We start from the raw sequence: 14,314 nt of genomic DNA, 5'->3' as shown, positions 1-14,314 counted from the left end.
TGTGCGGGATGCGAGGTTCATGTGAGCGGGGAAGATGATCTTGTCGAGTTGCGGGAGCTGCTCGCCGACGGGGTCGCCCGTTCGCAGTTGACGAGAGCCCAGCTCATCGCCAAGTCGGGGTTGAGCCGCACCACGATCCACGAGGCGCTGCAGGACGGGGCCCGGGTGCCGAGCGCGGCCACCGTCGCCGCGTTGGCGAAGGCGTTGAAGATGCCGGATGAGCTGCTGCTGAAGCTCCGGCGCGGCGCCGTCGGGGCCGATGGGGGCCGCATTTCGATCGGCGCTTCTGGCCGGCCCGTACCGGAGGGTGCGGGTTCGGGGCTGGCGCCCCTGGCTCCTCCTCCGGCCGTCCCGGGCGGGTTCACCGGCCGTGACGAAGACCTCGAGGGCCTGCTCGAACTCCTCGCGCCCGCCGTGGATGCCGAGAGCGGCTCCGAGGTAGGGAGCGGGGCGGGTGCGGTGGTGGTGGCGTCGGTGCTGGGGATGGGCGGGATGGGCAAGACCACCCTCGCCCTCGCCTTGGCCCACACAGCTTTGGAGCGAGGGCTGTTCACCGGGGTGCTGTTCCTCGACCTCTACGGCTACGACGAGAGCCCGGTCGACGGCCCGCAAGCGCTCGACACCGCGCTGCGTGCGCTGGACACCGACCCGGAACGGATCCCGCCCGAGACCGACCAGCGCGCCGCCCTCTACCGCAGCCAACTCGCCGCGCGGGCGGCCGCCAGCGAGCGGGTCCTGGTCTTGGCGGACAACGCCTCAGACCACGACCAGGTGGCGCTGCTGCTGCCGGCGGCGAACGGGCCGCACCGGATGCTGGTCACCTCCCGGAACAACCTCGCACCCGACCTCGGCGCCCGACTCGTCGACCTCGACGTCCTCACCCCCGACAACGCCGTCGCGCTCATGGACACCGCCCTACGCACAGTCCGCCGTGGGGACGACCGGATCGCGGCCGACCCGGCCAGCGCCGCCCGGGTTGCGGAACTGTGCGGGCACCTGCCGCTCGCCCTACGTATCGCCGCCGCTCAACTCGGCCGCACCCTCAAACCCGCACAACTCGCGAAGGACCTGGAGGAGCTGACCGAGCGGCTGGAGGTACTGGAGGATCGCAAGGATGCGGTCCGCACCGTGCTGGCCAGCTCGTACTGGCGGCTGCCGGTGCCGCAGGCGGAGCTGTTCCGTCTGCTGGCGGTGAACCCCGGCCCGGATATCTCTACCGAGACCGCCGCTGCCCTCACCGGGATCGGCAAGATCCGTGACGTCCGCAAACGGCTCGACCTGCTCGCCGATGCCAGCCTCCTCCGCCAAGACCCGGACACCGAACGGTGGCGCATGCACGACCTCGTCCGCGCCTACGCCACCGAACAAGCCGCGCAGCACCCCCACCACAGCAACACCGCCCTCAACCGGCTCTACCGGCACTACCTGCACACCATGGGGGCTGGCAACCTGCACCTCGTCCCCAGCACCGCCGGTGACCGGAGCCGCTTCACCAACCGGGACGCGGCACTGGCCTGGCTGGATGCCGAACACGCCGGACTCGTCGCCTCCGTCCACCACGCCCACACCAACAGCCATCACCACATCACCACGAGCCTCGCTTCGTATCTCAGGCCCTACCTGCGTCTTCGCCGCCACCTGCAGGACGCCCACGACACCGCCACCGCCGCCCACCAAGCCGCCACAGCCCTCGGCGACCGCCACAGCGAAGGCATCGCGTGGAACAACCTCGGCAATGCTCTGAAAGATCTTCGGCGCTTCGACGAAGCCCACCACGCCCACCAGAGCGCCCTCGACATCTACCAGGACCTCGGCGACCGCCACGGCGAAGCCGGCGCGTGGAACAACCTCGGCAATGCTCTGAAAGAGCTTCGACGCTTCGACGAAGCCCACCACGCCCACCAGAGCGCCCTCGACATCTACCAAGACCTCGGCGACCGCCACCGCGAAGCCATCGCGTGGGGCAACCTCGGCAGCACCCTGGGCGACTTGCGGCGCTTCGACGAAGCCCACCACGCCCACCAGAGCGCCCTCGACATCTACCAGGACCTCGGCGACCGCCACAGCGAAGCCATCGCGTGGAACAACCTCGGCACCGCACTGGGCGACCTGCGGCGCTTCGACGAAGCCCACCACGCCCACCGAAGCGCCCTCGACATCTACCAGGACCTCGGCGACCGCCACAGCGAAGCCATCGCGTGGAACAACCTCGGCAGTGCTCTGAAAGATCTTCGGCGCTTCGACGAAGCCCACCACGCCCACCGAAGCGCCCTCGACATCTACCAGGACCTCGGCGACCGCCACCGCGAAGCCATCGCGTGGAACAACCTCGGCAACGCCGCGCGGGGGTTGGAGGAGTTCGGGCAGGCAGTGGAGGCCGGTGAGCGCGCTGTCGCCGTGTTCCGGGATCTGGATGACCTGCACCGCCTCGGTGAGGCCTCGGACGAGCTCGCCGACACCCTGCTGGCCGCCGGGCGCCCGGCAGGCGAGGTGCGGGCGGTACGGGAGGCGGCGGCGGACGCCTACCGGCGGTCCGGCGACGAAGAGAAAGCCACCGAGGCCCTCGCCAAACCCGACGAGTAGTACGGACATCCTGAGCTCGGCCACCGGGATCACGAGCTGGGACGGGGTGCAGCGCTGGCGCGGGCGGTGATCGGCGGCGGGTACGCGATCGGGGGCTGGCTGGCTGCGTTGCGGGCCGCGGCCGAGGTGCCGGAGGGCGACGCGGGCGCGCTCGATCCGGAGCAACGGGCGCAGCTGGAGGCGATCGACCCGTGGTGGGCGCCGCGCTGGCCGATCACCTGGCAGCGCTCGTACGCCACCTCCAGATCGTGGTGGCTGGAGTCGGACGGCCGGGTGGACTGGGCCGCACTGGACGTGGAGACCGAGTTCGAGGGCGAGAGCCTCGGGCGGTGGGCGGCGGCGCAGCGGGCCGGCTTCGCCGAGCTCGACCAAGAGCAGCGCGACCTCCTGGCGGCGCTCGGGATCGAGGAGGACCAGGAGCTGGCCGCCGCCCGGGCGAAGGTCGCGGCCCGGCCGGGCAAGAGCCGCGGTGACCGGTTCGCGGCCGGCCTCGCGGCGCTGGCCTCGTTCGTCGCCGAGCACGGGCACGCCCGGCCCGCCCGCACCCACAAGAGTGCCGACGGGCTGGCGCTGGGTGCCTGGGTCAACAACCAGCCCGCCAGGAAGGACAAGCTGAGCGAGGAGCAGCGCGGCCAGCTGGTGGCCCTCGGGGTGGCCCTGTAGGCCACCGTGGCCCACTGAAGCGGGGAAGTTGAAGGGGCCCGTCACCCGGTGGAGGTGGCGGCCCTTGGCGTCAGCTGTTGCCCATCCTTCCAACGGACCACGCGACGACCTGGTCAAGACGGCCTCGCCACGGGACCGTGTCGTTGCCCTGGGGCACCAGGTTGCCCGCGCTGAGATACCGGGCCTCAGTGAGGTGGATGAAGGAGGGGTAGTTGCTGTTCTCCTGCTCCTCCTCTGCATCCGTGTCAGCGTTGGTCGCAGGGCTCAGCGTTTCCTGCAAGCCCTTGAACACATGCCCGAGGACCTCGGTTGCCGGCGATTCCGGCTCGAGTCCGATCCTCTCGGTGTATGCCTTGGCCCATGCCCTTCCCGAGACCAGCTGGCCTGTGACCACACCGCCTGTGGTGGTCAGGGTGACACCGATTCCGTAGTCGAGCTCCTCGATGGTGTTGGCGAATACTCCCAGGACGGGGTCAACATTCTGATAGCTCATGTTCTGATGGTATGAGAGAACTCCTGTGTTGGAGGCTCTACTTCGTCGCAGGGAGAGCTGCGCTGAGGGGTCGTCACCGCAACTTTGGTGGCGCTCCCTCAGCGGTTCAGGTGGATCAGGTTGGTCAGCCGACGGGCTCGGCGCCGCTCAGCGCCAGGCGTACGTCCAGTCGGTCATCAGCTCCAGCAGCACCGTGCCGTCGGCGGTGGACGGCTGGTTGAGGGTGGCTAGGGCCGGGCCGACGGCCGGGTACAGGTGGAGGCCGGCCGCGCGCAGGACGTCCACCCAGACCACCTCGGCGACGTCGTCGGCGTCCAGCTCGGCCGCTGCGATGTCCTGACGCACGGTCAGCGGGACGCGGACGGCGTGGACCAGGTGGAGGCGGTGGAAGAGGCCGTCGCTGCCGGGCCGGGTGGTGAGCTGGTCTTGGACGTGGCGCAGCAGCGGAGGCTCGGGCAGTTCGGCGACGTCCAGGCCCAGCTCCTCGAGGAGCTCGCGGCCGAGCGCCTGGGCGGTGGTCTCGCCGTGGTGGACCAGTCCGCCGGGGACGGAGAACTGCTCGCCGCGGCCGGGCTTGTGACGGCGGATCAGGCAGAGCTCGCGGCCCTGGAGGATCAGCGCGGCCACCCGCACCGCCACGGCCGGTGTCCCGGCCGCGACGGGATCGGGGGCGGTGGGGGTGGCGGCCGGGTCCGGGGTGGAGGGGGTCGGCATCACGCGCGCTTCTTCTCGGGCGGCCAGATGTTCCAGGCCCGGCGGGACAGCGCCCTGCGGTGGGCGGCGATGTGCTCGGGCATGAGGCTGCCGTCGTGCTCGGCGAGCGGGACGGTGGACACCGGGCCCGGGTAGCAGGCCCTCTCGAGCCACTGCTCAGGTTCCGGGTAGGCGGCGAGGGCCTGGGCGCGCAGGTCGGCGTCCCACTTCTCCAGGGCGGCCCAGGAACCGAGGCTCTGGTCGTAGACGGGCATGGTGAAGTCGGGGTGCAGCTCCACCTCAACGGCCGGCTCGGGGACCTCGGCCCCGTCGGGGATCTCGGTGGTATCGGTGCTGGTGGTGGGGGTGATCGTGTCGGACACCCCGGGATCGTAGACGGCACCGCCGACGGATCGGCACCCGGCCCGCCGGGTGCCGGTCTGGTCGGCACCGGCCGGCCCAACCGGCCGGGCCGGGTCGCGCTACGACATCGCCCTGGCCGTGCACGGGGGGCCTGGACGCTCCTACCGCTACCGTCCCTGCCCTGTCGCGGTCCGGGACGGCCCGGGCAGCGGCCCAGACCAGTCGGCCGAACTGGCGCCAGGGGAAATCGTGGGCAGTGCGTCGGCGACCAGGGCGTGGAGGTCGACGTGGACCCACACCGGCTCACGGTCGAGGCCGGACTGCACCCGCGCCACCCACTCGCCGCTGGCCAGCTGCCGCCAGCCGGTCAACACGGTCGGGCGCCACCGCCCGGTCGCGCGGACGTAGACCGCGAGCAGGTCCGGCCGCGGCTCCGTCGCCGTGGCGAGCGCGGCCCGTCGACCAGACGGACGGCCGGCAGGTACGGGTTGCCGGGGTCGGGGATCTCGTCGGCGGGCAGGAGCGGGTCGAGCGGGCGGCGCAGGTCGGGCATGCGGTCACCGTAGTACCCGGCCGGGGTGGTCAGGCGCTGTCGCCTTCCGCTCCCGCTTCGACGGCTCGGCGGGGCGCGGGGAGGAGGGCGTCCGGCCGGCTCGCCCGGTTCCGTGGGATCGCCGCCGCTACTGCGGGACCTCGGCTGGCTCTGTCTTCGACTGCATCTTGGCGAAGGAGAGGGCCAGCAGGAGAGCGGCTCCCAGCGCCTTGGACAGGTGCAGGACCTGATCCCGCTCCTGAGGGGTCCCCTTGTCCGAGTGCTTGATCTTCTCGAGCTTGTTGCGGGTGGCGACCAGGGCCCGGGCGATCACTTCCTGGATCAGGTACCCCTGCGGGTTGTCACGGTCGATCGGCTTGCCGGCGTGGATGAAGCACAGCGTTTCCGCCCTCTTGGTGGGCGCCCGCAGGTTGTCTTTGCAGTGGAACATGTCCGTGTCGTCCGGGAAGTTCGCATCACTCCACTCGAGCACCGTGGACTTGGGAAATGCCTCCCTGGTGATCCGGTCGAATAGCTCGATCAGCGAGTTGGCCGCCTGCGAGGCACCGTCCTCTGAATTCTCAAGAGCCGAGCGAGCGCCCTTGATCTTCCGGACGAGCGGCGCGTTCGCCTCCTCGATCCGGCGGATCGAGGATTCCGCGACCACTGCCCGGAACTGCTCGAGGAGCCCCGGCAGTTCGGCGTTCCCCCAGTTCTTGAGATCCTCGCCCGAAGCCGTGGTCATCTCCATCGGCAGGGTGCTGAACATCTTGGTGCCGACGAAGGTGTCGAACTTCATGACGGCGTCAACCAGGTCCGCCCCCGCGATGGCGCTCCCGTTGACCGCCTTGAGCTGCTCCTTGGAGACGACCTGGACGGCGTCGCTCCACGCCACGGCGTAGGGCATCGCGGCCCGCACTCCCAGCCGGAGGGCGAAGACGACGACCGCGGCGTCCTCCTTGAACGCGGTCTCGATCCGGTTGTAGCTGGCGGCCCCGAGAAGACGCCGCACGTACCGACGGAATCCGGCCCCCGCGATCCTCTCCGCCCGTGCCACCCAGGTAGCAGTGTCAAGGGTCTCGAAGAATGCGAGGAGCAGGGACAGATCGCCTTCTCCGATTTCTTCGCTGAACTCGTCGAAGAAGTCCTCCAGGCGCTCCAGTCGGGGGCGTTCGTCGGTCTGGTCGCTCAGCACCGCGCATATCCCCACCGCGCCGTCCAAGAGCGTCAGGAAGTGATCCTCCAGTCGCAGGGCAGCGCGTAGTGACGGCCTCAGGTGCCGCAACTCATAGACCAGCTTGGACCGGTACCTGCCACTGCGTTCGGCTTCACTCACGGATGGTGCCCTACCTGTCTTCCGTGTTACCCGCTGTCGCGCTCCCGAGGAGCCGAGTGTCCTGTTCGGAGGGTACTGGCGGAATTCGACCGTTTCATCGGGTTTTCAGAGTTCCGGAGCGAATCGGGAAGGGGCCGGCCCGTTGCGCCGCGCGTGCTCGAACCGCGGCAGTTGACTCAGGCGCTGTCGCCTTCCCAATCCCACTTCGACGGCTCGGCGGGGCGCGGGGCGTAGTGCGCCCGGCCGCCCGGCCCGTACCGGCCCACCTCGCAGATCAGCGCCACCCCGGCGTCCTCGCCGAGCAGCTGCTCCGGGCTCCAGCCGGTGACGTCCAGGAGCAGCCCGTCCAGCGGGCCGCCCACCAGCTCGCGGTAGTCGTGGCCCTCCTCCGGCCCGGCCGGCTCCCCCGGCTCCGCGCCGTAGACCCGCGCACCACCCGGCAGGTCATCGGTACTCACCGCGCGCTCCCGACAGGTGCGCCGAGGGTCCAGCCGGTGACCGCAGTGACCGAGCCGCGCCAGGTGGGCAGGGTGTAGGCGGAGCGGCCGCCCCGGTAGGTGACGTCCCGCAGGTGGAGGTAGTAGCGGTCGACCTCCCGGCGGCGCCGGCCTTCGTCGGCGGCGGAGTCCAGGTGCCCGACGGCCTGGCGGACGACCTTCTGGAGGTCGGTGTCGTGGTCGCCGAGCTGGCGCAGGTGCAGCCGCTCCCAGGTGGTGGTGGAAACCAGGGTGCCGGTCACCAGCGCGCCGCTGACCGTCGGCGTCACCACGACGTCGCTGGCGTCGATGTCCTCGTGCTCCGCGCCCAGGCGCAGCACCTCCAGCTGCGGGTCGAGCCCGGCGCCCGGCTGGAGCAGCAGCCGAAGGGCCGGCTGAACCACGTCTCTCCAGGACATCGTGCCGCTCCCCCTGCTGTGTTCCTGCCGCCCCGTTCGGGTCGGTGCGCGGCTCGGGAAATTGTTCCACTGCGGCACGGCCCCTGGGGCTGTTCTGGTCGGATCTCCCCCGGTTCCGCAGGGCTGGGTGAGGCACGGTGATCACCAGGTGTTGGGGTGAGGCAGGCCCCTCGCCCCAACACCTGGTGATGGCAGCGAAGCGCTCCGGGCACGCGGCTGTGCGCCGCAGACGTCGGCTCCAGCCCGTGGTCCGAGCCGGACCGGGCTATGTGCCGCCCCCGGCCCGGACCGGATCCAGCACCCAATCAACCGCCGAACAGAGCCGATCACCTCCAGCCGTACGTCCAGTCCGTCATCGGCTCCAGCAGCACCGGGCTGGTGGCCGGCTGGTTGAGGGTGACCAGGGCCGGGCCGACAGCCGGGTACAGGCGCAGACCGACCGCGCGCAGGACGTCCACCCAGACGACCTCGGCGTCCAGCTCAACCACCGCAACGCACTGACGCACCCTCAGCGGGACGCGGACAAGCGGGCCGCCGACCCGTTCGACGAGGACTACCTCGGCATCCCTATGGACTGGTAGCCGCTCACGGGAACGGGCTAGTGCGGCTCGCCGAGCACGGTGTGGAGTGGGGGCGCGTGGGGCTGCAGGGTTCTGGCACGGTGAGGGTGGCCCGGGCCCTGCTGTTGTGGCGGGCAGCACCCGGTCGGGCGGGCCCTGCTGGAGGGCCTGCCTGACCGGGTGCGGTGCTGGGGTTCAGCCGGAGAGCTGACTGAGGGCCGCGGTGATGGCGGTGGCGAGGGCCAGGACGGCGGTGAAGGTGGTGGCGGCGCGGGCGATGGCGGCGGGGTAGGTGGCGCCGTCGAGGCGGGCCAGGACGCCGGCCCCCGCAGCGGCGAGGAGGGCGAACAGGACCACGACGGCGAGCACGAGCAGGACGGTTGTGGGGTTCACGGCGGTCTCCCAGTGGGTCGGAGGGAAGCTGACGTGATGAAGGTTCCGGAATCGGTGTCCGTCGTGGTCCGGGCGGACGATGATGAACATCGTCGGACATGTGGTTGTACGAGCGCGTGGTTGTGCGGGATGCGAGGCTGATGTGGACGGGAAAGATGATCTTGTCGAGCTGCGGGAGCTGCTCACGGACGGGGTCGCCCGTACAGGCCTGACGAAGAACCAGCTCGCCGCGAAAACCGGGCTGAGCCGCACCACGATCCACGAAGCCCTGCAGGACGGCGGGAAGGTCCCGAGCGCGACCACCGTCGCCGCGTTGGCAAAGGCGTTGAAGATGCCGGATGCGCAGCTGCTGAAGCTCCGGCGTAATGCCATCGGAGCCGGCCAGACCCCCGGGCCGGGCATTGCTTCCGGCCGGCCCGCACCGAACGGCGCGGGTTCGGGACTGACGCCCCTGGCTCCTCCTCCGGCCGTCCCAAGCGGGTTCACCGGCCGTGACGAAGACCTCGAAGACCTCCTCGAACTCCTCGCCCCTGCCCCGGACGCGGAGAGCGGCACCGACCTCGGGGTGGGTGCGGTGGTGGTGGCATCGGTGCTGGGAATGGGCGGGATGGGCAAGACCACACTATGCCTAGCCGTCGCCAAGGCCGCCCTGGCACGGGGATTGTTCACCGGGGTGCTGTTCCTCGACCTGTACGGCTACGACGAGACGCCGGTCGACGGCCCGGGGGCGCTCGACACCGCCCTGCGCGCACTGGACACCGATCCGGAGCGGATCCCGCCGGGGACCGGGCAGCGGGCTGGTCTCTACCGCACCCAGCTCGCCGCACGCGCCAGTGCTGGTGAGCGGGTTCTGGTGCTGGCGGACAACGCCTCCAGCAGCGAGCAGGTCGAGTTCCTGCTGCCGGACGGGGACGGGCCGCACCGGATGCTGGTCACCTCCCGGGACAACCTCGCCTCCGATCTCGGCGCCCGCCTCGTCGACCTCGACGTCCTCACCCCCGACAACGCCATCGCGCTCATGGACACTGCCCTGCGCACAGTTCGCCGCGGAGACGACCGTGTCACCGCCGACCCAGTGGGTGCGGCCAGGGTGGCGGAGCTGTGCGGGTACCTGCCGCTGGCTCTGCGGATCGCCGCCGCCCAGCTCGGGCGTACTCTCAAGCCCGCCCAGCTCGCAAAGGATCTGGAGGACTTGGGTGAGCGGTTGGAGGTGCTGGAGGGCAGCAAGGACGCGGTCCGCACGGTGTTGGCGGGCTCGTACCGGCGACTGCCGGTGCCGCAGGCAGAGCTATTCCGGCTGCTAGCGGTCAACCCCGGGCCGGACATCTCCACCGAGACCGCCGCCGCCCTCACCGGTATCGGCAAGACCCGGGACGTCCGCAAACGGCTGGAAGCCCTCTCCGACGCCAGCCTCATCCGGCAGGACCCGGACACCGAGCGGTGGCGGATGCATGACTTGGTGCGCGCTTATGCCGCCGAACAAGCCGCCAAGTACCCCGCCCACACCGACGCAGCCCTGCGTCGACTTCTGGACTACTACACCGACACCGCCCACGATGCCGAAGCCCACCTGAACCCTATAGCCCACCAGGTCGGCCTGGGACAGCGCTTCAGCAATCGGGCCCAGGCCCTAGCCTGGCTGGACGTGGAGCACGCCAACCTGGTCGCCGCGATCCATGCCGCCCACAGTGCAGGCCACCACCAGACTGCCCGACACCTCGCATCCCATATCGGCGCCTATCTCAGCCAGCGCCGTCTCCTCCAAGACCGTCTGGACACCGCCCAAACCGCCCTTGCCGCAGCACGCGAAAGCCACAACCTCTTTGGGGAAGCCAATGCTTGGGACACGCTAGGTATCGCTCTGAGGAGTATGGGGAGCTACGACGAAGCCGAAAAAGCCCACCGCACCGCCCTCACCCAATACCAAGACCTCAGCGACCAGAACGGGGAAGCCTCCGCCTGGAACAACCTCGGCTCCGTACTGGAAAATATGGGGCGCTACGACGAAGCTGAAAAAGCCCACCGCACCGCCCTCACCCAATACCAAGACCTCAGCGACGAGAACGGGGAGGCCTCCGCCTGGAACAACCTCGCCATCGTGCTGGAAAATATGGAGCGCTACGACGAAGCCGAAAAAGCCCAGCGCACCGCCCTCACCCAATACCAGGAAACCGGCGACCAGAACGGGGAAGCCTCCGCCTGGAACAACCTCGCCATCGTGCTGGCGAGCATGCGACGCTACGACGAAGCCGAAAAATCCTACCGCACCGCCCTCACCCAATACCAAGACCTCAGCGACCGAAGCGGGGAAGCCTCCGCCTGGAACAACCTCGCCATCGTGCTGACACGCATGCGACGCTACGACGAAGCCGAAGAAGCCTTCCGCGTTTCCCTTACCCAATACCAAGACCTCGGCGACCAACGCCTCGAAGCTAGCACCTGGCACCATCGAAGCGTTATGCTTCGAGAGGCCAACAAGCTGAATCAGGCAGTAACCGCTGGCGAGCAGGCTGTGGCCCTGTTTGAGAATCTAGCCGACCATTACCAGTTGGGTGAGGCTTCCGACAAACTGGCCGATACCCTCCTAGCCGCCAGACGACAGAAGGCCGAAGTACGGGCCATGCGTGAGAAATCAGCTGCGGCCTACCGCGCAGCGGGCGCCGATGATAGAGCGAACAATTCGCTGGAAAAAGCAGACGAGTAGCCCTCTGTCTGACTGGCTAGCCGGGTTCAGCAGTTGCTCTCTGCAGGGGCTTGATTGGCGTTCTGGGATGCCTACCGTGCGGCACCATGAACCCCAGGAAGCAGGGGTTCATGGTGCACCGGACAGGTGTGAGACGAGGGGATGAGGTGAGGCCGCACGGCCGGGAGACGAGCACGGCGGAGTGGGACGGGGCCGGACACCGACAGCGCTCTCTGGAGTTGCGGACTGTGGCGCTGGCCGAACTCTTCGGCCAGTTCGCGGGCGAATGCCCTGGCCGGCGGCCGGGTCGGTGGTCGTCGAGTGGCGGATCGGCGCCGCCCTCAACGCACTCGACGGCCCGGCGGAGGCGGGCGCCCCGTCGACCGGTTCGTGCGGACCGTCACCGATGGGATCGACGCGGCCCTCGCCCGGATCCTGCGTAAGGCCGGTCTGCGCGTTATCACCGACTCCGAGTACGGCGGCGTGATCGTGGCTGGCCTGATACCCACCGAAGGGGCCGACGCTCTCGGATTCTGACCTCACAACAGGTCGGCACAAGCAGGAAGGACCCCGGCCAGGGACCCGTCTCCGGCCAGGGTGCGCAGAGCAACGATCCCCCAGACACGACACCTGATACTGGGAATTGGGTGGTGGAGCGCACTCTGAGCTGGCTGATCTAGCTCGCAGAAACGTCCGCGACTACGAGCGCCTGCCGGAGCATTCCGAGGCCCACCTTAACTGGGCCGCGGTCACTGTGATGACCCGTCGGATCGCCCATCAGCAAAACGCAGCCCAGACGTCCGCCACCGTGGGCGGGTGTAGTCGGGCGGCATGACGGCAGCTGAGAACCCGGCAGAGCGCTGACAGCAGGCGTTGGCATCATGACCGCATGGACTTCGAACTCGTTCCGCCAAGCGGCGTCGGTCCACTGCAGATCGGTATGCACTGGGAGGCGGCAAGCGCCGCGTTGGACTCGCTCCGCGATCTCTCGTCGGTGTCGGAGTCGGACCGTCCTGGCCAGCACATCTTCCGACCCAGCGGGCTCATGATCGCCATCCACTGCACCAGAGGGCACCTCGAATCCGTCGAACTGGGCAGCCAACCCTTGAACCATACCGATCGCGTGAGGTTCCTCGGAGCCGAGATCTTCGCCCTGCCGGCCCAGGATGTCGTCACCAGGATGCGCGCGCACACTCCGATCTACGCGGACCCCGAAGACCCGGCCTCCTACATCGCCCCTGACCTCCTCCTGAGCTTCTGGCGCCCGTTCGCCGCCGATGACGACCCGGAAGAGGAGCAGGGCTACTACTTCAACTCCGTTCTCCTGGCTCGCCCCGGCTACTACGACACCCCTGCCGAAGCTGAGGAACGGCTTCGCCAAAACCGCTGATGACCCCTCGTACGCCAAGTGCCGTTCGTTTCAGCGTCACGGTGACGCTGAAACGAACGGCACTTTCACGCACCAACCCCAACACCGCCCCGGACCTGCACAGCAAGGTTCGGAAACAGCCACTGACCCATGAATTGGGGGCGCGGCTGAACGCTCCGGCAGCCCGCCGGAGCGTCCCACTTCCGGTACACCCTGCACGGCCGGAATGAGATGCACAGCCGCCAGCCCGGGCGGCGGCCCGTGTTCGACTTCCGCCAGCTGCTGCACTACCCCGGCCCGGCGCCGAGCAGCCGGGGCCGCCATGTCCTACGTGGCCTTTGACGTTTCCGTCAAAGGTTCAGCAGCACTGCCCGGGCTGCGCCGGGGTGGTGCGCGGCGGTCCGGTCGGCCGGTAGTCCGGCGATGTCGCGGGCGCGGCTGAGGGCGGTGGTGAACCAGCTGGCGGCCCCGGCCGGGCCGGTCTGGAAGAAGGGATCGATCGGGGCGGTGCGCTGGTAGACCTTGGGTACTCGGATCGGTAGTCCGGCGCGGGTGCGCCCGGCGGGCGGGTGGGCTTCCTCAGGGCCCAGTAGGCCCTGCAGGAAGTCGTAATTGGTGGGCTGGGCGATCAGGTGCGAGCGCACGAAGTCGACGTCCGCCTGCCGCAGGCCCCCCGGCGGCCTCACCTCAGCACCCCGCTCCGGCGCCGGACCTGTCTCCGGGCCCGGCCCGGGGCGGAGGTCGAGGGCGGAGGCCGCGGTGGTGAGGAACCGGAACGAGTCGCTGCGGCGATCGGCGACCAGTGCCTGCCACCGGGCGGAGCGCTTCACGGGCGGGCCGATCGCCGCCTGTTCGGCTCGCTCCCAGGCCTTCTCCCAGCGCGCCGCCCGGGAGGCGGTGACGCCCATCGCCCGTACGAACGCCACGACGTGCCGGCGATTGGGCAGTGCCTCACCGCGTAGCACCGCGCTCAGGGTGCTCTTGGGAAGCTGGTGCCGGCCGGCCTCGGTGAGCCCGGCCTTCTCCTGGAGCAGGGCCAGTGACGGCTGTCCGCCCTTGGCCCGTAGTTCGACCATCGCCCGGCGCAGCTGGGCGAAGTCGGAGATGAGTTCGGGTCGGACCGCGAGCTGGTTGTCGAGGCGGGTGATGACGCCTTCGTAGCCGTTTTCGACGCGTTCTTGGCGGCGGCGGTCTTGCTCGGCCCAGCGGGCGGCCTTCCAGAGTTTCTTGGCGTGGGCGACGTCGGCGTCGCAGGCCTTGGCGTACTGCTCGACGATCTCCTCGCTGGGTACCGTGGTGCCGGAGGCGGCCCGGGAGAGCATGCTGTCGGAGTAGTCGGTCTTGGTGGCCATCACCGCGTAGGTGAGCTGGAGGCGCTCACGCTGGGCACGCAGCCACAGCGCGAGCGCCTCCAGCTCCTTGGTGCTTGCGGTGACGGCGCTCTCGCGCCGTCCCATGGGCTGGTGTCAGATCCCCTCGAAGCCGGTGGGGCGCGGGTCGCGCAGCGCCTTGAGGGTGCGGCAGGCCGTGAAGACGGCGGCGCCGAGGAACTCGATGACGCCGATCATCGGCTGGCCGAGGGCCGCGAGGGCGGCGGCCAGGACCATGATGACGATGATGATGACGACTTCCCCGCCAGTCAGCGGCTTGGTACGCCCGGGGCTTCCCCCTGAAGTGAGGACACGTCTTATGCGGCTTGCGTGAGTGTAGTTGAAGTGGTCGCGAGGGTGGCTTCGTAGGTGAGTGGGCTG

Annotated in this window: 14 protein-coding genes and 1 pseudogene; 5 read left to right on the top strand and 10 right to left on the bottom strand. The window is 69.5% G+C overall.

The annotated features are described in order from the left end of the window. Both ACIA8O_RS40010 and ACIA8O_RS40005 read left to right on the top strand, forming a co-directional pair. On the top strand, window positions 1-2,583 hold a 2,583-nt coding region (locus tag ACIA8O_RS40010), incomplete at its 5' end, for a tetratricopeptide repeat protein (RefSeq protein WP_396299026.1). A gap of 66 nt (window positions 2,584-2,649) precedes the next feature. Further along, the gene (locus ACIA8O_RS40005; protein ID WP_396299025.1) at window positions 2,650-3,246 is read left to right on the top strand and encodes a helicase associated domain-containing protein; all 597 of its coding nucleotides are present in this window, start codon (window positions 2,650-2,652) and stop codon (window positions 3,244-3,246) included. 70 nt (window positions 3,247-3,316) lie between these two features. Here ACIA8O_RS40005 and ACIA8O_RS40000 read toward each other — a convergent pair whose 3' ends face one another. From ACIA8O_RS40000 to ACIA8O_RS39965, 8 genes are all read right to left on the bottom strand, one after another. After that, window positions 3,317-3,739: a hypothetical protein gene (locus ACIA8O_RS40000; RefSeq protein ID WP_396299024.1), complete on the bottom strand. Its 423-nt coding sequence runs from the start codon at window positions 3,737-3,739 to the stop codon at window positions 3,317-3,319. Window positions 3,740-3,886: 147 nt separating this feature from the next. Next, window positions 3,887-4,453 (bottom strand): NUDIX domain-containing protein, encoded by a 567-nt coding sequence (locus ACIA8O_RS39995; protein ID WP_396299023.1) that lies wholly within the window; start codon window positions 4,451-4,453, stop codon window positions 3,887-3,889. Then, window positions 4,453-4,815, bottom strand: a complete 363-nt coding sequence (locus ACIA8O_RS39990) for a hypothetical protein (RefSeq protein WP_396299022.1) — start codon at window positions 4,813-4,815, stop codon at window positions 4,453-4,455. The genes ACIA8O_RS39995 and ACIA8O_RS39990 overlap by 1 nt, the downstream gene beginning before the upstream one ends. A gap of 660 nt (window positions 4,816-5,475) precedes the next feature. Then, on the bottom strand, window positions 5,476-6,663 hold the full coding sequence (locus ACIA8O_RS39985) for a hypothetical protein (protein WP_396299021.1): 1,188 nt from the start codon (window positions 6,661-6,663) through the stop codon (window positions 5,476-5,478). Between the two features lie 176 nt (window positions 6,664-6,839). Next, the gene (locus ACIA8O_RS39980; protein ID WP_396299020.1) at window positions 6,840-7,121 is read right to left on the bottom strand and encodes a hypothetical protein; all 282 of its coding nucleotides are present in this window, start codon (window positions 7,119-7,121) and stop codon (window positions 6,840-6,842) included. Beyond that, on the bottom strand, window positions 7,118-7,558 hold the full coding sequence (locus tag ACIA8O_RS39975; RefSeq protein ID WP_396299019.1) for a hypothetical protein: 441 nt from the start codon (window positions 7,556-7,558) through the stop codon (window positions 7,118-7,120). Before ACIA8O_RS39975 ends, ACIA8O_RS39980 begins: the two co-directional genes overlap by 4 nt. Before the next feature lie 326 nt (window positions 7,559-7,884). Then, the gene (locus tag ACIA8O_RS39970; protein WP_396299018.1) at window positions 7,885-8,046 is read right to left on the bottom strand and encodes a hypothetical protein; all 162 of its coding nucleotides are present in this window, start codon (window positions 8,044-8,046) and stop codon (window positions 7,885-7,887) included. A 267-nt stretch (window positions 8,047-8,313) separates the two neighbouring features. Next, window positions 8,314-8,511, bottom strand: a complete 198-nt coding sequence (locus tag ACIA8O_RS39965) for a hypothetical protein (RefSeq protein ID WP_396299017.1) — start codon at window positions 8,509-8,511, stop codon at window positions 8,314-8,316. Between the two features lie 79 nt (window positions 8,512-8,590). Here ACIA8O_RS39965 and ACIA8O_RS39960 point away from each other — a divergent pair, with 79 nt between their 5' ends. The 3 genes and pseudogenes from ACIA8O_RS39960 to ACIA8O_RS39950 all read left to right on the top strand — a co-directional run bounded on the left by ACIA8O_RS39960 (window position 8,591) and on the right by ACIA8O_RS39950 (window position 12,584). Beyond that, window positions 8,591-11,215: an ATP-binding protein gene (locus ACIA8O_RS39960; protein WP_396299016.1), complete on the top strand. Its 2,625-nt coding sequence runs from the start codon at window positions 8,591-8,593 to the stop codon at window positions 11,213-11,215. Between the two features lie 623 nt (window positions 11,216-11,838). Then, window positions 11,839-11,966: pseudogene (locus ACIA8O_RS39955) on the top strand (IS5/IS1182 family transposase); the annotation flags it as partial. 117 nt (window positions 11,967-12,083) lie between these two features. Then, a complete protein-coding gene (locus ACIA8O_RS39950) occupies window positions 12,084-12,584 on the top strand; it encodes a hypothetical protein (RefSeq protein ID WP_396299015.1) in 501 nt (166 codons plus the stop codon). Window positions 12,585-12,913: 329 nt separating this feature from the next. Here the strand turns inward: ACIA8O_RS39950 and ACIA8O_RS39945 are convergent, their stop codons facing one another. Further along, window positions 12,914-14,020: a helix-turn-helix domain-containing protein gene (locus ACIA8O_RS39945; RefSeq protein ID WP_396299014.1), complete on the bottom strand. Its 1,107-nt coding sequence runs from the start codon at window positions 14,018-14,020 to the stop codon at window positions 12,914-12,916. A gap of 9 nt (window positions 14,021-14,029) precedes the next feature. Beyond that, a complete protein-coding gene (locus ACIA8O_RS39940; protein WP_396299013.1) occupies window positions 14,030-14,170 on the bottom strand; it encodes a hypothetical protein in 141 nt (46 codons plus the stop codon). Window positions 14,171-14,314 lie beyond the last annotated feature (144 nt).

The sequence above is a fragment of the Kitasatospora sp. NPDC051853 genome, from assembly GCF_044452665.1.
In the GTDB taxonomy this organism is placed as follows: domain Bacteria; phylum Actinomycetota; class Actinomycetes; order Streptomycetales; family Streptomycetaceae; genus Kitasatospora.
The sequence above is the reverse complement of the archived record's forward strand: the minus strand, read 5'-3'. Positions and strand labels throughout refer to the sequence as shown.